General features: G+C 31.7%; 15 protein-coding genes. All 15 read left to right on the top strand.

The window, feature by feature from the left end; genetic code table 11:
• Positions 1-21: 21 nt before the first annotated feature.
• The 15 genes from uvrA (at position 22) to OCU47_RS16485 (ending at position 21,706) form a co-directional block, all read left to right on the top strand.
• On the top strand, positions 22-2,844 hold the full coding sequence (gene uvrA / locus OCU47_RS16555; RefSeq protein WP_261829716.1) for an excinuclease ABC subunit UvrA: 2,823 nt from the start codon (positions 22-24) through the stop codon (positions 2,842-2,844).
• A 189-nt stretch (positions 2,845-3,033) separates the two neighbouring features.
• Entirely contained in the window at positions 3,034-3,474 is a 441-nt protein-coding gene (locus tag OCU47_RS16550; RefSeq protein ID WP_261829715.1) for an FHA domain-containing protein, read from the top strand.
• Positions 3,475-3,488: 14 nt separating this feature from the next.
• The gene (locus OCU47_RS16545; protein WP_261829714.1) at positions 3,489-4,733 is read left to right on the top strand and encodes an FtsW/RodA/SpoVE family cell cycle protein; all 1,245 of its coding nucleotides are present in this window, start codon (positions 3,489-3,491) and stop codon (positions 4,731-4,733) included.
• Positions 4,734-6,206, top strand: coding sequence for a peptidoglycan D,D-transpeptidase FtsI family protein (locus OCU47_RS16540; protein WP_261829713.1), 1,473 nt, complete (start codon positions 4,734-4,736; stop codon positions 6,204-6,206). It abuts the gene before it with no gap.
• Positions 6,207-6,219: 13 nt separating this feature from the next.
• Complete coding sequence (gene uvrC, locus OCU47_RS16535; RefSeq protein WP_261830649.1) at positions 6,220-8,091, top strand: excinuclease ABC subunit UvrC; 1,872 nt, start codon at positions 6,220-6,222, stop codon at positions 8,089-8,091.
• Between the two features lie 139 nt (positions 8,092-8,230).
• Positions 8,231-9,142: a UDP-N-acetylmuramate dehydrogenase gene (gene murB / locus OCU47_RS16530; RefSeq protein ID WP_261829712.1), complete on the top strand. Its 912-nt coding sequence runs from the start codon at positions 8,231-8,233 to the stop codon at positions 9,140-9,142.
• A gap of 341 nt (positions 9,143-9,483) precedes the next feature.
• Positions 9,484-10,368 carry an RNase adapter RapZ gene (rapZ, locus tag OCU47_RS16525; RefSeq protein WP_261829711.1) on the top strand — a complete coding sequence of 295 codons (885 nt, stop codon included), beginning with the start codon at positions 9,484-9,486 and terminating at the stop codon, positions 10,366-10,368.
• Positions 10,365-11,693, top strand: coding sequence for a gluconeogenesis factor YvcK family protein (locus OCU47_RS16520; protein WP_261829710.1), 1,329 nt, complete (start codon positions 10,365-10,367; stop codon positions 11,691-11,693). The genes rapZ and OCU47_RS16520 overlap by 4 nt, the downstream gene beginning before the upstream one ends.
• Before the next feature lie 17 nt (positions 11,694-11,710).
• The gene (gene whiA / locus OCU47_RS16515) at positions 11,711-12,664 is read left to right on the top strand and encodes a DNA-binding protein WhiA (protein WP_261829709.1); all 954 of its coding nucleotides are present in this window, start codon (positions 11,711-11,713) and stop codon (positions 12,662-12,664) included.
• A gap of 36 nt (positions 12,665-12,700) precedes the next feature.
• On the top strand, positions 12,701-12,988 hold the full coding sequence (locus OCU47_RS16510) for a Dabb family protein (RefSeq protein ID WP_261829708.1): 288 nt from the start codon (positions 12,701-12,703) through the stop codon (positions 12,986-12,988).
• Between the two features lie 176 nt (positions 12,989-13,164).
• Entirely contained in the window at positions 13,165-14,472 is a 1,308-nt protein-coding gene (locus OCU47_RS16505; protein ID WP_261829707.1) for a methyl-accepting chemotaxis protein, read from the top strand.
• Between the two features lie 144 nt (positions 14,473-14,616).
• Positions 14,617-18,198, top strand: coding sequence for a DNA polymerase III subunit alpha (locus OCU47_RS16500; protein WP_261829706.1), 3,582 nt, complete (start codon positions 14,617-14,619; stop codon positions 18,196-18,198).
• Between the two features lie 317 nt (positions 18,199-18,515).
• Positions 18,516-19,475, top strand: coding sequence for a 6-phosphofructokinase (gene pfkA, locus OCU47_RS16495; protein WP_261829705.1), 960 nt, complete (start codon positions 18,516-18,518; stop codon positions 19,473-19,475).
• 103 nt (positions 19,476-19,578) lie between these two features.
• Positions 19,579-21,000, top strand: coding sequence for a pyruvate kinase (pyk, locus tag OCU47_RS16490; RefSeq protein ID WP_261829704.1), 1,422 nt, complete (start codon positions 19,579-19,581; stop codon positions 20,998-21,000).
• 349 nt (positions 21,001-21,349) lie between these two features.
• A complete protein-coding gene (locus OCU47_RS16485) occupies positions 21,350-21,706 on the top strand; it encodes a DUF1540 domain-containing protein (protein ID WP_261829703.1) in 357 nt (118 codons plus the stop codon).
• The last annotated feature ends 8 nt before the right edge of the window (positions 21,707-21,714 follow it).

Here is a 21,714-nt window from a genome sequence, read left to right as displayed (position 1 = left end):
GATGAATGGGAGGGTAAAGAAATGATTGATAAAATAAAAATTAAAGGAGCTAAGGTTCATAATTTAAAGAACGTAAGCTTGGAAATACCTAGAGATAAGCTTGTAGTATTTACTGGATTATCAGGTTCAGGCAAATCTTCTTTAGCTTTTGATACGTTGTATGCAGAGGGGCAAAGAAGATATATGGAGTCTATAAGTGCTTATGCAAGACAATTTTTAGGGCAAGTGAATAAGCCGGATGTGGAATCTATAGAAGGGTTATCACCAGCAGTTTCAATAGAACAAAAGACTACTAGCAAAAATCCGAGATCTACAGTTGGAACAGTTACAGAGATTTATGATTATTTAAGACTTCTATATTCAAGAGTAGGAACTCCACATTGTCCAAAGTGCGGTAAGGAGATTTCTCAGCAATCTATAGATCAAATAGTTGATAAAGTTAAAGAATTACCTGAGAGAACAAAGTTTCAAGTTTTGGCACCTATAGTTAGAGGGAGAAAAGGAACTCATGAAAAACTTTTAGATAATGTGAGAAAGAGTGGATATATTAGGATTAGAATTGATGGTGAAATCTATGATTTAAGTGAAGATGAAATAAAACTTGAAAAAAATATAAAGCATAATATAGAAGTTATAGTTGATAGACTTGTTGTTAAAGCTGATATGGAAAGTAGATTGACAGACTCTGTAGAAGCGGCATTAAAGCTTGGGGAAGGTTTAGTAATTATTAATGTTATTGGCGAGGGAGACACACTTTATAGTGAAAATTTCGCATGCCCAGATTGTGGTATAAGTATAGGAGAATTAGCGCCAAGACTATTTTCATTTAACTCTCCATGGGGAAAATGTGATCATTGTGATGGGCTTGGAACTTTATTAGAAATAGATGAGAATTTAATTATACCTAATAAATCTATAAGTGTCATGGAAGGAGCCATAGCTTCTTGGGGTGAAGGCAGATTGAAGGAAGATTCATGGACTTATGCTGTGCTTCAGGCTCTAAGTAAAAAATATAAGTTTGATTTAAAAACACCAATAGAAGATTTGTCTAAAGAAATAGTTGATATTTTATTGTATGGAACTAATGGAGAAACTGTAGAAGTTCATTATGTTAAAGAGGGTGTGAAAAAGAAATATAACCATAGCTTTGATGGAGAAATTAATTCTCTCAAGAGAAGATACATGGAGACAGGTTCAGATTACATAAAGGATGAAATTGAACAATTCATGAGTAATAATCCATGTCCAAAGTGTAATGGTGCTAGATTAAAACCAGAAGCATTGGCAGTTACTATAGGTAGTAAAAATATTAATCAGTTCACAAGGATGTCAGTAAGAGATGAACTAGAATTTATAAAGTCTATTGAGTTCTCTGAAAAGAATAAAATCATTAGTCAACAAATTGTAAAAGAGATAAACTCAAGATTACAATTTTTAATAGATGTAGGCTTAGATTACTTAGATTTGGCTAGAAATGCTGGAACATTGTCAGGTGGAGAAGCACAAAGAATAAGGTTAGCTACACAAATAGGATCTCAACTAATGGGAGTGTTATATGTATTGGATGAACCAAGTATAGGACTTCATCAAAGGGATAATGATAAGCTTATCGCTACATTAAAACACCTTAGAGATATAGGTAATACATTAGTTGTAGTAGAACATGATGATGATACTATAAAAGAAGCTGATTATGTAGTGGATATAGGTCCAGGAGCTGGAGAACGTGGTGGAGAGATTATAGCTGCAGGAACTGTAGAAGAAATAAAACAATGTGAAGCTTCAATTACAGGACAGTATTTGACAGGAAAGAAGAAAATAGAAGTACCAGAGGTAAGAAGAAAAGGAAATGGTAACTTTATAACTGTAAAAGGTGCAAAGGAAAATAATTTAAAAAATGTTAACATAAAATTCCCTTTAGGTGTTCTAACAATGGTCACAGGAGTGTCAGGATCAGGAAAGAGTACTTTGGTTAATGAAATATTATACAAAGGGTTAATGAAGATAATAAATAAGAGCAAACCAAACCCAGGTGCTCATAAAGAAATTCAAGGATATGAAAATATAGATAAAATTATTGCTATAGATCAAAGCCCTATAGGAAGAACACCTAGATCAAATCCAGCTACTTATACAGGAACCTTTGATATAATAAGAGAATTATTTGCTACAACACCAGAAGCTAAAATGAGAGGATACAAACAAGGTAGATTCAGTTTTAATGTTAAAGGTGGAAGATGTGAAGCTTGCAGTGGGGATGGAATAATAAAAATTGAAATGCAATTTTTATCTGATGTATATGTACCATGTGATGTTTGCAAAGGAAAGCGTTATAATAGAGAAACTCTTGAAGTAAAATATAAAGGTAAGAATATTGATGAAATACTTAATATGACAGTAGAGGAAGCGTTAGCTTTCTTTGAGAATGTACCTAGAATAAAAAATAAAATTCAAACTTTATATGATGTTGGTCTAGGCTATATTAGATTGGGTCAGCCATCTACTCAATTATCAGGAGGAGAGGCACAAAGAATCAAACTTGCTTATGAGCTTTCAAAGAGAAGCACAGGGAAGACATTGTATATTTTAGATGAACCAACTACAGGGCTTCATGTTGATGATGTAAAAAGATTGGTAGAAATTCTTCAAAGACTAGTTGAAGCAGGGAATAGTGTAGTTGTTATTGAGCATAATTTAGATATGATTAAATGCGCTGATTATATAATTGATTTAGGTCCAGAAGGTGGAGATAAAGGTGGAACTATTATAGCTACAGGAACCCCAGAAAAAATTATAGAAGTAGAAGAATCATATACAGGTAAATATTTAAAGAAATATTTATAAAGATATTGAGTTAAATGTCTATAAAAAATACAATATCACTATGATAAATTTTTCATAGTGATATTTTTAGTGTATAATCAATATGATAGACATTGAAAATTAGTAATATATATTTAATATGTATGCAGTGGAAAATGGCTATATAAATAAAAGTGGATGTATATATAATAAATATTTTGAGGTGAAATCATGAGTTTTAGCAAGCTTATTAATTTTGTATTTGGAATAATATTTGTAGTAATTTTATATTTTATTATTACTTATGCATTAAAGATTATGTATAAGGATGTTAAAGGTAGTAAGAAAGGTAAAAGAAGGCAGATTAGGCAGGCACATGGCTTAGAAGTTATAAAAAGTTCAAGTAACGAAAACTTAAAGCAAGGGTCGATAATTCCAGTGAGAGAAACTATATCATTTGGAAGAAAAGAGGATAATTCTATAGTATTAAATGATGAATTTATATCAGGTTATCATGCTAAGCTATACACAAGAAACAATGTGTTTTTTATAGAGGATGTTGGAAGCACTAATGGAACCTTTGTGAATGGCAGCAAAATTGAAGGAAGAACAAAGTTAAATATTAATGATGAAATTAGATTAGGTAATATTGTCCTAAAGGTAATAGATTAACGAGGTGAAGTAATATGAAGTCAGCAAAATATGAAAGAAGACTACTGGGTATAGTGTTTTTACTATGTATAGGTTTATTCGGTAATCTTGCTTTATTAAAGGATCCAATAGACAAGACACCTCTAATACTTGCAGGAGTATTAATTGCATTTACATGCTTTGCTTATTTTGTAATAAGAAAGTTCTATCCAGATGGAGATAAATATTTTATGATATTTGCAGCAGTTTTATCTATGATAGGCATTGCTGTACTATATAGATTAGGATTAACTGTAAAAACGGATCAAGGAAAAGCGATAAGACAACTATTGTATTTTGCAGCAGGGTTAACTTCTTATATATTAATTGTGGTTGTAATACCTGATTTAAGAAGTTTCGCAAAATATAAATATGTTTATATGGTGTTCACACTAATATTCATGGGAATGGCATTAGCACTGGGGGTTGAGACTATTAATGGATCTAGAAACTGGGTCAGATTTGGAGGATTTGGTTTTCAACCTTCAGAAATTGGAAAGATATTTTTAGTATTATATTTGGCCTCAGCCCTTCAAAAGTTTGAGGACAAAGGAAATATTGTAGGAAACTTTAAGCAGTTAATTGAACCTGCAGCTATTGTAATGGCTTCGTTGGGGTTTATGGTATTGCAGAAGGATTTAGGGTCAGCTCTTTTGTTTTTTGCAATAGCAGTGACAGTTTTATATATAGCTACGTCTAAGGGCAAGTATTTAATTACATGTTTAGGTCTATTTATTGTAGGCTCTGTGATAAGTTATAAACTTTTTAGTCATGTAAGACAGAGAGTTCTAATATGGGCACATTTATGGGATTATGCTAATGACAAAAGTTATCAATTGGTTCAAGGCCTTTATAGCATATCTTCTGGAGGAGCTTTTGGGGTAGGATTTAAACAAGGATTGCCACAATATATTCCAGAAAGAGCTACTGACATGATTTATGCTGTAATATGTGAAGAACTAGGAATAGTATTTGCAGTAGGAATAATGCTGATATATTTCTTACTATTTTATAGAGGAATGAGAGCAGCACTAGCTACAAATGACAAGTTTTCACAACTTAGTGCAGTTGGATTTAGTACTATGATAGTAATGCAGGTGTTAGTTATAATTGGAGGAGTATTTTCAGTTATCCCATTAACAGGAATAACATTACCATTGATAAGCTATGGAGGAACATCAATGCTTACTATATTTTTTGCACTAGGAATTCTCCAAAAAATATCAGAGGAGGGGAATTAGATGAAGAAAACAGAACTAAGTACTACGATTCAAAGAGTATTAATAGTATATTTATTTTTATTAATAGGATTAATAACATATATAGCTTATTTTCAATTATTTAAGGCTCCACAGATAGCTGAAAAGCCAAACAATGTTAGACTAATGGCAAAGAGAAATGAAGTTTTAAGAGGAACTATCTTTGATAGAAATGGTTTGGCCCTTACTAAGAGTGAGAAGGTTGATCCAGTTACACAGAAAAGAACTTATACTCAAGGAGAATATTATGGAAATATTATAGGATATGCAAGTCCTAAGTATGGTTATTCTCAATTAGAAAAGTCTTTTGATAATCAGTTAATTAATTATGATAGCATAACTTTACAAAAATTTCTTAAATCTCTTGATCTAAAGTCAGCTTGGGAGAATAGAAACAAGCCAGAACAAAAGGTGGGAAATAGTGTTTACACAACTTTAGATACTAGAATTCAAAAAGCTGCTTATGATGCGTTAGGTGACTATAAGGGAGCAGTAGTAGTATTAAATCCTAAAAATGGAGATATACTAGCAATGGTTTCAAAACCATCTTTTAATCCTAATGAATTGGATAAAGTAATACCTAAAGCTAATTCTGGAGAACTAAAGGATTATCCATTAATGAATAGAGTGTTATCAGGTATGTATCCACCAGGTTCAACATTTAAAGTAGTTACTCTAACTTCAGCTCTAGAAAATATATCTGGTGTTAGAAATAGAGTGTTTCAGGATGATGGTAAGATAGTATTTAACTCTAAGCAATCACTTAGAAATTTAGATGGAACAGCTTATGGACCAATAAGTTTAAAAAAAGCACTTGAAGTATCAAGTAATGTTGTTTTTGGAACATTAGCAGGAGAACTTGGAAATGATAAACTAAAGGCAACAGCAGAAAAGTATGGATTTAATCAAACTTTACCAACTCAAGGATTATATTTGGAACAAAGTAAATTTCCTACAATCAGTAAGAGTGAGCCAGGAAGTATTGCACAATCTGGTATTGGTCAGAGTAGTGTTTTGGCAACTCCAATGCAGATGGCATTAGTAGCATCGACTGTAGCTAATGACGGAACAATGATGGAACCAACAATTGTGAATAAGATTGTGAATAAAGATGGAGACCTTGTGGAAAAAACATCACCTAAGATTATAAAATCAGGAATAGTAGCTAAAAATGATGTGGCCACAATAAAAGAATATATGAAAGCAATAGTTGATGATAGAATAAATGCTGATTGGGGTGTATTTGCAGGTACAAATGCAGCTGGAAAGACAGGAACTGCAGATTATAATCTTGCAAATGGACAGGATGCTACTCCTCATTCATGGTTTATAGGTTTTGCACCAGCAGACAATCCACAATATGCTATTGCAGTAATTGTAGAAAGTGGAGGTCATGGTGGATTAGTAGCAGCACCAATAGCAGGAAGTATATTAAAGACAGCACTATCTAAATAGGAGGTGCATTAAGATTTTCGATTTTGAATATCAATTAAAAATATTACCTGATAAGCCTGGGGTATACTTAATGAAGAATACCCTAGGCGAAGTTATCTATGTAGGTAAAGCTAAAATACTAAAAAATAGGGTGAGACAATATTTTCAGAATTCAAAGAATCATTCTGAAAAAGTAAGGGCTATGGTGAAGAACATAGCTGAATTTGAATATATAGTGACAGATTCAGAGATGGAGGCATTGTTACTTGAGTGTAATCTCATAAAGAAATATAGTCCTAGGTACAATATACTGCTAAAAGATGATAAGTTTTATCCATTTATAAAAATAACGACAAATGAAGATTTTCCTAGAGTTTTTGTTACAAGGAATTATGCCAAGGATGGAAATAAGTACTTTGGACCATATACTAATGGTACGGCAGTATATGAAACTGTGGATTTAATAAAAAAATTATATCCACTAAGGACTTGTAAAAAAGCAATAAATGAGGGCTCAGAGCCTGTAAGACCTTGTCTGAATTATTTCTTGAATCTTTGTAAAGCACCTTGCGCAGGGTATGTATCTAAGAAAGATTACTTGGTATATGTGCAGAATATAATAGATATTCTTACAGGCAAAGATACAGATATAGTAAAAGAACTTAAATTGCAGATGGAAGAGGCCTCTGAAAATTTAGAGTTTGAAAAAGCTGCAAAGTTTAGAGATAAAATTTTAGCAATAGAAAATATTGTTCAAAAACAAAAAATGTTTACAGCTAAAGAAGATGATGAAGATTTCATAAATCTATATAGCGATGGCAAGGACGTTTGTGTGCAGATATTCTTTGTACGAGATGGGAAAGTTTCGGGTAGAGAACATTTTATGCTTGAAGATAGGGCAGCGGAAAATATAGCAGAAATATTAGAAGAATTTATACCATCATTTTATGGAGGTACTGCTAATATACCAAAGTATATATATGTTCCTGAAATAGCGGAACAAGAACTTATAGAAGGCTTTTTAACAGTAAAAAGAGGCTCAAAGGTTTGGGTCAAGATACCTAAAAAAGGTGAAAAGAAAGATATGCTTGATATGGTATCAAAAAATGCAAAAATAACCTTAGAAAGTTTTAAAGATAAGATATTGAAGGATAAAGAAATAAATAAGATATCCTTATTAGAGTTAGCAGATCTTTTAGGATTAGGTGAAAGCCCAAGACGAATTGAAGCTTATGATATATCTAATATACAAGGTGTAGATTCTGTAGGTACAATGGTAGTATTTGAGGATGGAAAACCTAAAAATTCAGATTATAGAAGATTTAAGATTAAGACTGTCAAAGGGGCTAATGATTATGAAAGTATGAGAGAAATTTTAACCAGAAGATTTTCAAGAGGGCTTGAAGAGGTAAAGGCCATATCAGAAAGAAATTTAGAACTATCAAAAGGCAAATTTTCTTTCTTTCCAGAGCTTATAATGATGGATGGTGGCAAAGGACAAGTAAATATAGCGTTAGAAGTGCTTAAAGAATTTAATATAGATATACCTGTATGCGGCATGGTAAAAGATGATAAGCATCAAACAAGAGGATTAATATTTAATAATGAAGAATTTATCATTAATCGCAGCAGCAATCTTATGCACATGATAACTAGAATTCAGGATGAGGTTCATAGATTTGCGATAACTTATCATAGAAGTTTGAGAGATAAAAGAACTTTACATTCAATTCTTGAGGATATTCCTAATGTAGGTGAGAAGAGAAGACGAAATTTATTGATGAAGTTTGGAAGCGTAGAGAATATAAGAAAAGCCACTATGGAAGAATTGTTGGATACTGCTTCTATAGATAAGAAGGCAGCAGAAAGCATACTTCAATTTTTTAAAACGTCTGGAAGTAAATAATAAATTTTGATAGCTGAGTATATAAACCTATGTACTTTTAGATGTCTAAATGAAAAAAGTTAGATTTAATCCTTGATAAGAGGGCAATAATTATCATATACTAAGTAAGTAACAGTAAATTTAAATGAGGAGTCAAGTCATGAAATATAAGGGGTTTTATAATATTTTATTAAGTGTGTATAAAGAAAACCAAATAGAAATTGATACACTTATGAGTAAGCATATTTATTTTAAAGTTGGAGGACCGGCTGATTTTTTAGTTAATCCAGTTAATGTTGAACAAGTTGTTAAGACTATTAACTTATGTAAAGAGCATAATGTACCTTATATTATAATCGGAAATGGATCTAATCTTATTGTAAGAGATGGTGGAATAAGAGGGGTTGTAATTAAACTTTGTGCCTTAAATTCTATAAAAGTTAAAGGTAATGAAGTAAAAGCTGATTGTGGAGCATTATTGTCAGATGTTTCTAAGGCAGCAGCAAATAATAAGCTTACAGGATTCGAATTTGCATGTGGTATACCAGGAAGCATTGGTGGAGCAGTTTTTATGAATGCAGGAGCATATGATGGAGAGATGTCATATGTTATTAAAGAAGCAGAAGTTATAGATGACAGTGAAAATTTAATTACACTTAGTAAAGAAGATCTTGAGTTAGGATATAGAACAAGCAAAGTAATGAAAGCAGGATATGTAGTAGTTTCAGCTACGTTGAAATTACAGCATGGCATTAAAGAAAAGATAGATGATAGAATATCAGAACTTACAAGGCGAAGAGAAGAAAAACAACCTTTGGAATTTCCTTCAGCCGGGAGTACTTTTAAAAGACCAGAAGGATACTTTACAGGAAAGCTTATACAAGATTCTGGGTTAAAGGGATTTTCTATAGGAGGAGCAGCAGTTTCAGAAAAACATTCTGGCTTTGTAATTAATAAGGGCAATGCTACTGCAAAAGATGTTCTAGAAGTAATAGCACATGTGCAAAGAGTTGTTAAAGAAAAGTTTGGAGTTGAACTTCATACTGAAGTAAGGATAATAGGTGAAGACTAATATTAAGCAATTAATTTGAAAAGTAGTCCTTGGAATAGTAGCTAAATAAGGTTATAAACTGTAAAGTTTTTAATGATTTTTAAAGCTAATTATATCTCAAGGACTTTATTTAAGGCATCTGAAAATAAATAACAAGTCCAAGTATCCGTTGGATAAGGACTTAATTATTTTTTCAAGATGCTTTATACATATATTGAAGAATATTACAATAAGTAAATTAGTACATTTATATAAATTACACTAAATTGTATTGAAATACTTATTGCACACTGTGAATTATTAATTTATATTGATATAATAATAATATAAACTGAAATGTAAATGTCAGAGGGGGTTAAAATATGAGATTTGTAATAGTAACAGGATTATCAGGAGCAGGAAAAACTCAGGCAACAAGAAGCCTAGAAGATTTAGGATATTTTTGTGTAGACAATTTACCTCCAAAGTTAATATCTAAATTTGCAGAGGCATGTATGCAAAGTGATGGTAAAATTGATAAAGTGGCTTTAGTTATAGATATTAGAGGTGGAGTTTTCTTTGATGATTTATTTGAAAGCTTATTAGAACTTAAAGAAAATAGTTTCACCTATGAAATATTATTTTTGGAAGCAACAGATGAGGTTCTTGTAAAGAGATTTAAGGAATCAAGAAGAAGTCATCCGTTATCACCAGAGGGAAGAGTAATAACAGGAATTGAAGAAGAACGTAAGAAGTTAAGAGAACTTAAAAATAGGGCTGATAATATTATTGATACATCAAAGTATGCAATTAAAGATTTAAGGGAAAAAATGAATACCCTTTATGGAGATGGGAAGGTTATGGCCCAACAGCTTAATTTAACAGTGGTTTCTTTTGGATTTAAGTATGGAATACCTACAGATGCGGATTTAGTATTTGATGTTAGATTTATTCCAAACCCATTTTATATAGATGAATTAAAACCATTCTCTGGTAATGATGAGCCTGTAAGAAATTATGTTTTGGGTCAAAATGAAACTGAGGAATTTTTGAATAGGTTACAAGATATGTTAAAGTTTTTAATACCTAACTATGTTAAGGAAGGAAAAAGACAACTTATTATTGCTATAGGATGTACTGGTGGAAGACATAGATCTGTAGCAATTGCAAATGCAGTATATGAACTGTTTAATTCCACAGAATATAATGTAAGTATAGATCATAGAGACGTTAACGAGGATGTTAATAGAGGTGGAAGAAAGTTATGAGGTTAATTGATTGGCTTAAGCCAGGAATAAAGGTTAAGAGGTGGATAGTATATGCTATATTAGGTGTATTAATGATAGCATTTGGACTGAATGAACTTGTAGTTCATAGGGTATATTATTTTTCCTATAAACTATTTTATTTATTCCTCAATGTTACTGGAGTGTTAGTAATATATGTTTCAGTAACGGAGGGAATAAAATCTGTAATAGCACTTATAAATAAAGGTTATATAAAATTATCTTTAGATAATAAAAAAATGGAAAACTTAATATATGAAAAAAGATTGCTTGTAAAAGGGCCTAAGATTGTTGTAATTGGTGGAGGAACTGGATTATCAACAATGTTGAGGGGATTAAAATATTATACTTCTAATATAACTGCCATAGTAACAGTAGCAGATGATGGTGGTGGATCTGGAGATTTAAGAGAAGATCTTGGAATATTGCCACCTGGTGACATAAGAAACTGTATTTTAGCACTTGCAGATACAGAACCATTAATGGATGAGTTACTACAATATAGATTTACTGACGGGAAACTGAAGAATCAAAGTTTTGGAAACTTATTCTTAGCGGCTATGGATGGAATATCAGACAGTTTTGAAAGTGCAGTGCAAAAGATGGGATCTGTTTTAGCCGTTACGGGTAAAGTATTACCAGTAACGTTGGAAAATATGAAATTAAAAGCTGAATTAGAGAATGGAAATATTGTAGAAGGGGAATCATATATACCTGAAGAGGCTCTAAAGCAGAAAAGCAAGATAAAAAAGTTAATGGTATTGCCAGAAGATGCAAAACCAGTACTTGAAGCAATTCAAGCTATCAAGGAAGCAGATGCCATTGTTATGGGACCGGGAAGTTTGTATACTAGTGTACTCCCTAATATATTGGTGAAAGATATAGCTGCTAGTGTTAGAAAAAGTGATGCATTAAAGATATATATATCTAATATAATGACTCAGCCTGGAGAAACAGATGGATTCAAAGTATCAGATCATATTAAGATTTTGAAGAAATATGGTGGCAAAGATATAGTTGATTTTGTTATAGCTAATGCAGATAAACAATCGTTGGAAAACAATAATAAATATGCAGATGATGGTTCAACTCCAGTAGACTTAGATGTTGAAGCTGTAGAGAAACTAGGGGTTCAAGTTGTAAAAGCTAATTTAGTTAAGTTTAAAAATGGACTAGTTAGACATAATTCAGAACACCTGGCAGAGGTGTTGATACAAACAATTATGGAAAAGAAATTGCTTTATGATAGAAAGAAAATACTAGAATATATGTATTTGTCACAAAGAATAAAACAGAAAGAAAAATAGAATTGCGAGGAATTACCATGTCTTTTTCATCAAAAGTAAAAGGAGAAATATGTAGATATGTAGATATGCCAAAGGAAGAAGCTCTAGCTGAGTTATCAGCAATAATGAAGGTGAGTGGTACTTTGGCATTTAGCGGAAGACAATTAAGTTTTAGAGTAACAACTGAAAATCCTGCTTTGGCCAGATTAGTATTTACATTACTAAAAGATCATTTTGGCATACATTCAAAGCTTATGGTAAAGAGAAGTAACTCTTTAAAAAAGAATAATATATATATGGTTCTTATAACAGAAGAGATGGGAGTTAAGGAGTTATTAAATGAAACAGGCATACTTAAGGAAGTCAATGGATTAATGTCTTTAGATTATGCAATTGATGATAGTATGGTTAGTACAGATGAAGCAGCAAGGGCATATATTAGAGGTTCTTTTTTAGGTGGTGCCAGCATAAGTAATCCAGAAAAAACTTACCATCTAGAATTTGTAACACATAGTGTAGAATATGCCGAGGATTTATGTAAACTTATTAATAAATTTGGATTGAATTCTAAAGTCATACAAAGAAAAAGTTCTTATATTGTCTATATAAAGGAAGGTGAGCAAATAGTAGATTTGCTTAATATAATTGGAGCGCATTCTTCTTTATTAGAGTTGGAGAATATAAGAATAATGAAAGAAATGAGGAATAATGTAAATAGATTGGTAAACTGTGAAACTGCTAATTTAAGTAAAACTGTAAATGCAGCTGTAAGGCAAGTGGAGAGCATAAAACTTATTCAAAGAGAAATTGGTCTTTCGAGGCTTCCGCAGAATCTTAGAGAAGTTGCTGAATTAAGATTAGAATATCCAGATGAATCCTTGAAAGAACTAGGAGAGATGTTAAATCCGCCAGTAGGTAAATCAGGAATAAATCATAGGTTGAGAAAGATAGAAAAGATAGCAAATGAATTAAAACATGAAGAGAATATATAAGCAGTTAAAGAATGTAAGAAAGGAAGGTGAGATAGGATGTTTACGCACATAGTGTTTTTTAAATTAAAAGAAGCAACAGAAGATAATTTAAAAAAAGCAAGTGGTATTTTAAATAGCATGGAAGGAAAAATTCCACAACTTAAGCAGCTAGAAGTTGGAGTTGATGTCGTAAAAAATGATAGGAGTTTTGATATAGCATTAATTACACGATTTGATTCTAAAGAAGATTATGAGATATATGCAGTATCTGATTATCATGTTAATGAAGTGTTAAAAAATCTAAAACCATTATTAGAGGTATCTAAAACTGTGGATTTTGTTTAAAATTTAGTTATTGCAGAGAAAAAGTTATTAAAAGGAAGAAGATTTGATGAGTTTTCTTCCTTTTAATACGTCTTAATACATTTCTTATAGTATATATTAAATAAATATACAATTTATGCATTTTCGTGCTAAAATATAGTTAATTATAAAAAAATATGTTGGGATGGGGGAAGAAAATGAAGGAGAAAAAGAAATCAAAGTTAATTATTCAAATGCTACTTCTAATTATAGGGTCAATCACAATAGCTGTTGGAATTGCAAGCTTTGTTACATATACTGTAGCTGTAAGCACAGTAAAAGAAGCTACTGGATTAAAAGGTCTATTTATAACAGAAACAATTGTTATAATAATATTATTAAGTTTGGTGACTGTATCAATTAATTTATTTTTAACTAGGAATGTAAAGCATATTGCGCAGCTAGCTAAACGTATGGCAGAAGGTGACTTAAGTTCTAACAATGATGTTACAGCAACATTGGAAAAGGTTGCACAAAAGGATAATGATTTTGCAAGACTAATTAAAGATATAAACCACACTAGAGACAATATGATTAATACAATTAAGGGCATTAATCAAAGTAGTGAAGATGTTTACAAATCATCAAGTGATTTAAACTCAGTAACTCAACAATTCTCAATATCAGCAGAGAATATTTCTAATTCAATGACTGAAATTAGTAATGGATCAGTGAAACAAGCGGAAGAACTAACTGTTATAGTAACAGCGTTAGAGAACTTTGGAAAGCATCTTGATGATATAACTAAAGATTTTAAGAATATATCTGAACTATCTAGTGGAGTAGAAGATGAAAGTAATAAGAGTAAGGTATCTATAAAACAGGTAGTGGATGTATTTAATAATTTAATAGATAACTTTAAAGAGTTTGAACATAAAGTACAAGCCACAATGGAAAATGTTAAACAAGTTAATGATATAATTAATTTAATAAATGATATTTCTGAACAAACAAATCTTTTAGCACTTAATGCAGCTATAGAAGCTGCTAGTGCTGGAGAAGCAGGTAGAGGATTTGCAGTAGTGGCAGAAGAAGTAAGAAGACTTGCAGAACAGAGTAAGGAAGCAAGTTCTAACATAAAGAACATAGGGAATGGTATTTTAGAAAATGCTACTCAAATGAAGAATCAATCAGAAACTATGCATACAGAAATTAAAGACCAAAGTGCTATTTTGAGAGAATCTTTAGGTATATTTGATAATATAAACAACAGTATAAAAGATGTAACTCCTAAAATTGAATCAATTAGTAAATCTGTAGTAGGAATTGATAAAGAAAAGAATTTAATTTTAGAAAAGGTAGAAACAGTTTCAGGGATTTCAGAAGAAATAGCTGCTTCAACTGAGGAAATTACAGCCTCAACACAAGAACTTAATGCATCAGCACAAGAAATGGCTGCATCTGCAGAAACATTAGATAGTATGGCTGATGAACTTAAAAAGCAGGTTAATGTGTTTAAATTCTAAAATAATTTAACAAAAAATAAATTTTATAATATAAAGTCCTAGAGAGTAACAGCTTCTCTAGGACTTTTTACAATGTTCATTGTTCATACCTTATTTTAAGGGTATAATAGGGATAGAACTTTTTCTAGAGAGGAAGTGATTTTTTTGGAGAATAGAGATTTTGTACATTTACACTTACATACAGGGTATAGCTTGCTTGATGGATCTGCAAAGATTAAAAATATAATACAAAAAGCAAAAGAATTAAATATGCATAGTATAGGAATTTCAGATCATGGAGTTATGTATGGATGTGTGGAGCTTTATAAAGCTGCAAAGGATGCTGGCATAAAACCTATTTTAGGTTGCGAGGTGTACGTTGCGCCTAAGTCTATGAAGCTTAAGAATAATGAGGATGGCAACGGTACATATCATTTAGTTTTATTGGTGAAAAATGAGACTGGATATAAAAATTTAATGAATATAGTGTCTTCAGCATCTATTGATGGATTCTATTATAAGCCAAGAGTTGATCATGAGTTTTTAAAGAATAATTGTGAAGGATTAGTAGCATTAAGTGCTTGCCTTGGAGGGGAAGTGCAATCATTAACACTTAATGGTCAAATTGATAAGGCAAAAGAAACAGCATTATTTTATAAAAAGATATTTAAAGAAGATTTTTACTTAGAGTTGCAATATCATGGTATGGATGAAGAAAGAAAAGTAAATGGAATTCTAATTGAAATGGCAAAGGAATTAGATATACCTTTAGTTGCTACTAATGATGTGCATTATATAGAGCAGAAAGATGCTAAAGCGCATGACATTCTTTTATGCATTCAAACAGGAAAAACAGTAGATGAAGAGAAGAGAATGAGATATCCTTCAGATCAATTTTATTTAAAGTCAAAAGAGGAGATGTGGGAACTGTTCTCTTATGTGCCTGAGGCTTTAGAGAATACAGTTAAGATTGCAGAAAAATGTAACTTTGATTATGAATTTCATGTTTCAAAGTTACCTAGATTCCCTTTGCCAGAAGGGGTTACTCCTTTTGGATATTTGGCAGAATTGTGCTTTAAAGGGATGATCGAAAGATATGATGTCTTTGAAGAAGTTAGAAATATTGAGTTTAATATAGATAATATTTTAAAAGTATCAGAAACAAGTGAAGAAGCAAAACTTTATACTGACAGACTAAACTATGAGTTGGGAGTCATTAACCAAATGGGATATGTAGACTATTTCTTAATAGTTTGGGACTTTATTAAATTTGCTAATGATAACGGAATACCTACAGGTCCAGGAAGAGGTTCTGGTGCAGGGTCAATAGTGGCATATACCTTAGGCATAACAAAAATAGATCCAATAAAGTATGGCCTTATTTTTGAGAGGTTTTTGAATCCAGAGAGAGTAAGTATGCCAGATATAGATTCTGATTTCTGCTATGAGAGAAGGCAAGAAGTAATAGATTATGTTGTTAGAAGATATGGAAGTAGCAATGTATCTCAAATTATTACTTTTGGAACTATGGCTGCTAGGATGTGTATAAGGGATGTAGGAAGAGCTATGAACTATTCTTATGCAGAAGTAGATAAAGTAGCTAAAATGATCCCTTCTGTACTTGGGGTGACCATAGAAAAGGCATTAGATCTTAACCCAGAACTTAAGGCATTCTATGATTCCGATGAAAGAGTCAAAGAACTAATAGATATAAGTAAGAGTCTTGAAGGGCTCCCAAGGCATTCTTCTACACATGCAGCAGGGGTTGTTATAGCATCAAGGCCTTTAGTAGAATATGTACCTTTACAAAGGAATGAGGATAATATAGTAACCCAATTTGATATGACAACTTTAGAAGAGCTAGGCTTATTAAAGATGGACTTTCTTGGGTTACGTACTTTAACAGTATTAAAAGATGCTGTTGATATGATAAAAGTTAATAAAGGTATAGATATAGATTTAGATAAAATAGATTTTAACGATAGCACTGTTTACAAAATGATTGGAGATGGGGAAACTGTAGGTGTATTCCAACTTGAATCTGCAGGGATTACTTCGTTCATGAAAGAATTGAAACCAGACTCTATTGAGGATATTATAGCAGGTATATCTCTTTATCGACCAGGTCCAATGGCAGAGATACCTAGATATATACAAAACAAAAATAATCCAGATAAGATTGAATATATAACTCCAGAGCTTGAACCAATTTTAAATGTTACCTATGGAGTAATGGTATATCAGGAGCAAGTAATGCAGATTGTTAGAGATCTTGCAGGTTATTCCTTGGGACGTTCAGACTTAGTAAGAAGAGCTATGTCAAAGAAAAAACATTCTGTTATGGAGCAGGAAAGAAAGAACTTTGTATTTGGTATAGAAGATGAAAATGGAGTTGTGACAGTTCCAGGGTGTATAAGAAATGGAATATCAGAAGAGGCTGGAAATAAAATATTTGATCAAATGATGGATTTTGCTTCTTATGCTTTTAATAAGTCACATGCAGCAGCTTATGCAGTAGTAGGGTTTCAAACAGCTTACTTAATGAGATATTATCCTGTAGAATATATTGCAGCTATGCTGAATTCTGTGATGGGAAGTAGTGACAAGGTTGCATTTTACATCAGATTTGCAGAAAAATCAGGTATAAAGGTATTGCCTCCAGATATAAATGAGAGTTATTCAAGATTTACAGTTGATGGAGATACAATAAGGTTTGGTTTGGCAGCAGTTAAAAATGTAGGGGGAAATGTAGTTGAAAGTATAGTAAAAAGTAGGAATGAAAAAGGGAAGTTTAATGACTTGCAAGACTTTTGCTACAAAGTAGATACAGCAGTAATAAATAAAAGAGCTCTTGAAAGTTTAATAAAAGTAGGTGCTTTTGATCAATTTGGAATTTTTAGATCAAAGCTTTTAGCAGTACATGAAAAATTACTAGATGGTGTTAACAATCAAAGGAAAAAGAATATTGAAGGTCAAATCAGTTTGTTTGGAGAGGAAATGGGGAATGTTTTAGAACAGCCTAAATTAGATTATCCAAATATAAAAGAGTTCAATAAGAAAAATTTGTTAGCTATTGAAAAAGAGATGACTGGATTATATTTGAGTGGGCATCCTTTAGATGAATATGAGCAGAGTCTAAAAGAACAAACAAGTATAGAGATTGAGAAAATACTAGCTGTAGAGTCTTCATTGAATGAAGTAGAGGAAAATGAATTTCAACAACTACAAGAAATGGACTTAGATACTGTAAGAGATGGGGAAAGAGTATTGATTGGCGGAATAATATCTTCAGTTAGTAGGAAGGTAACTAGAAATAATGACATCATGGCCTTTGTATCTTTAGAGGATTTAACTGGGATTATAGAAGTTATTGTGTTCCCAAAGACTATGCATAAAGTAAGTTCTCTTATAAATGAGGATGAGTTAGTTGTAATAAGAGGTAGGGTGAGCATAAGAGAAGATGAAGAACCTAAGATTTTATGTGAGGATATTATGCCTCTAGAAAAAGTAGATAATTCTAAACTGTACCTAAGAGTAGAAAATACAGAAATAGCCCAGAAGAGTATCCCGTTATTGAAAGTTTTACTTACTTTGTATAAAGGAGAGACTCCTATATACATTTATGCAGAGAAAGAAAAAAAGACTTTTAGAATGAATCATGATATGTGGGTGCGTTTAGATGAAGAAGTAATGGAAATGTTAAGAGGTAAATTTGGAGAAAATAACGTGAAAATTGTTGAAAAATAATAGCAATTTAATGTAAATTAATCCAGATAAAAATAGTGAAATAATTATTATAGTAATTTTGCTGTCGAAATGGTAAAATAGGAAAGTAAGTGTTACAAAATGTTTGTGTATATTTTGAATAAAGTAATATTAAAATCTAAAATAGGCCATAATATTTAGTAGCAAATGATAAAAAAATTATTTATTTTATATTTCAAGGCGAAATAGGTTGAAAAAGTTCAATTCTTTTTGTAAAATTTATATGTTAGTACAAAGTGGGTAGAAATCACTATACATGGGACGACAATAGACCCTGTAGCGTGGAGGAGGATATATATATGAAAAAGATCGCCGTTTTAACAAGTGGTGGAGATGCACCAGGAATGAATGCTGCAATTAGAGCAGTTGTAAGAATGGCTCTTCATAATGGTCTAGAGGTTATGGGTGTACAAAGAGGATATGCTGGACTAGTTAATGGAGAATTGTTCAAAATGGACAGAAGTAGTGTTTCAGATATCATCCAAAGAGGTGGTACTATTTTAAGAACTGCCAGATGTCTTGAGTTTAAACAAGAAGAGACAAGAATAAAAGCTGCTAATATACTTAAAGCTTATGGAGTAGATGCTCTAGTAGTAATTGGTGGAGATGGATCATTTATGGGTGCTAAGCTTTTGTCAAAGCTTGGTGTAAAAACAATAGGTTTACCAGGAACAATCGATAATGATTTAGCTTACACAGATTATACTATTGGATTTGATACTGCATTAAATACAGCTTTAGATGCAATAAATAAATTAAGAGATACTTCAACATCACATGAAAGAGTGTCTGTAGTTGAAATTATGGGAAGAGATTGTGGAGATCTTGCTCTATACGCAGGTATAGCAGGAGGAGCTGAATCAATAATTGTTCCTGAAAAAGGTTATGATAAGGATGATCTTTGTAGAGTGATTCTAGAAGGAAAAGCTAATGGCAAAATGCACAATTTAGTTTTAGTTGCAGAAGGTATTGGTGGTTCAAATGAACTAGCTAAATATATCGAAAGTGTAACAGGCATAGAAACAAGAGCAACAATTCTTGGTCATATTCAAAGAGGTGGAAGTCCTACAGCAAGTGATAGAGTTTTAGCATCAAGATTAGGTGCAAGAGCTGTTGAACTTTTAATGGAAGAAAAAACTTGCAGAGTAGTAGGTATCAGAAATAACGAAGTTGTTGATGATGATATAGATGAAGCTTTAGCAATGGAAAGAAAATTTGATGACAAATTATATGAAATAGCAAAAGCACTTTCATATTAATTATAAATTAGCTTAATTTTATTTTAATTTTAATATAGTTATACTTTTAAATTATTTATATAATTTGGGGTTACAAAAAAGAAGAATAAGGAGTGTAAGTCAAATGAGAAAGACAAAAATGGTTTGTACAATTGGACCAGCTAGTGAAAATCCAGAAATATTATCAAAAATAATCGAAGCAGGTATGAACGCTTCAAGACACAACTTCTCTCATGGAGATCATGAAGAACATAGAGGAAGAATTGAATTAGTAAAGAAATTAGCTAAAGAATACAATAAAGAAATAGCTGTAGTTTTAGATACTAAGGGACCAGAAATAAGAACAGGTAAATTCGAGCCAAACAAAGTTGAATTAACTTTAGGTTCAAAGTTTACAATTTATGCAGGAGCAGAAGATGTTATTGGAGATACAACTAAATGTTCAGTAACTTATGCTAACTTAGCTAAAGACGTTAAACCAGGAGACACTATATTAATAGATGATGGTTTAGTAGGATTAAAGGTTGAATCAGTAGAAGGAAATGCTATTCAATGTTTAGTTATGAATACAGGTTTAGTAGGAACTCATAAGGGAGTTAACGTACCAGGAGTTTCAATTAAATTACCAGCAATGACTGAAAAAGATAAGTCAGATTTAATATTCGGATGCGAAATGGGTGTTAATGTAGTTGCAGCATCTTTCATAAGAAAAGCAGAAGATGTTTTAGCAATAAGAAAAGTATTAGCTGAAAATGGTGGAGAAGATATACAAATATTCTCTAAGATAGAAAACCAAGAAGGCGTAGATAACATAGATTCAATCATTGAAGTTTCAGATGGTATCATGGTAGCTAGAGGAGATCTAGGTGTTGAAATTCCAATAGAACAAGTACCAGCAGCTCAAAAGATGATGATCCAAAAATGTAATGCAGTAGGAAAGCCAGTTATAACTGCAACACAAATGTTAGATTCAATGATCAGAAACCCAAGACCAACAAGAGCAGAAGTTTCAGACGTAGCTAACGCTATATTAGATGGAACAGATGCAATCATGCTTTCTGGAGAAAGTGCTAACGGAACTTACCCAGTAGAAGCTGTTCAAACAATGGCTAAAATAGCTGAAGAAACTGAAAAACAATTAAGCTACAAAGTTTCAGTATCAAAGGCTACTAAACATATACCAGCTATAGAAGGAGTTATTTCAAGAGCTGCATGCAATGCTGCTGATGAATTAAAAGCTTCAGCTATAGTAGCTTCAACTCAAAGTGGAGCAACAGCTAAGAGATTATCTCAATGCAGACCAGCTTGTCCAGTAGTTGCAGTAACTTCATGTGAAAGAGTTGCTAAGAAGTTAGCAATATCTTGGGGTGTATTACCAATAGTTGCTGACAAGTTTACTTCAACAGATGAAATGATGGAAAAATCAGTTGTAATAGCTAAAGAAGCAGGACTTGTTAATGCTGGAGATACAGTAGTAGTTGCAGCAGGAGTTCCAGTTGATAAGGTTGGAGCAACTAACTTAATGAAGGTTACTGTAGTAGAATAATTTTATATTATAGTACAGATGTACGATAAATAATTTATAATAAACTTTCATTTAAGAAAGAGAGGAATGAATAATTCCTCTCTTTTTTTCATATAATAAGATTTATGTAATCGATATAAATATCAAGAGAATAAAAATTAACAAAAAGTTAACAATTGTACAACTAAATCTTGATATATAATGTATAGTATCATTGTTGGTAAGACAATAATGTAAATATAGAATTAATGGCAACTGATTCTATAAAATTAATCTATTACTTGCACCTCAATATAGAGGTGCCTTTTTTTGTATAGAATAAAAAAACCACCTTAACGCAAACTATAATTGACGTTAGGAGGGAGTTTTTATGACAGAATTAATGTGCAATGCAGAAAATTGTGTAAATAATATTAATGGTTTATGTAGTGCTAATATTATAGATATAAGTGGTGAAAGAGCAGATACTAGTTTTGAAACAAAATGTAATACTTACGCATATAAAAATTTCCATAATGCCATGATGAATTTAGTAAATACTAATTATGCAGGAGAAGTGGCACAATCATTTACTAATTCCAAAATTGTTCTATCTCCAAAGATACAGTGTGGTGCTATACATTGTAAATATAATTCAGAGAATAGATGTGTTGCTGAAAATGTATTTATTCGTGGAAACAGTACAAAATCTTCTGAGGGGACACAATGTGAAACTTTTATTGATTAATATATATT

The sequence above is a fragment of the Clostridium sp. TW13 genome (assembly GCF_024345225.1).
In the GTDB taxonomy this organism is placed as follows: domain Bacteria; phylum Bacillota; class Clostridia; order Clostridiales; family Clostridiaceae; genus Inconstantimicrobium; species Inconstantimicrobium mannanitabidum.
Note: the sequence above shows the minus strand (reverse complement) of the source record. Positions and strands in the feature narration are given on the sequence as shown.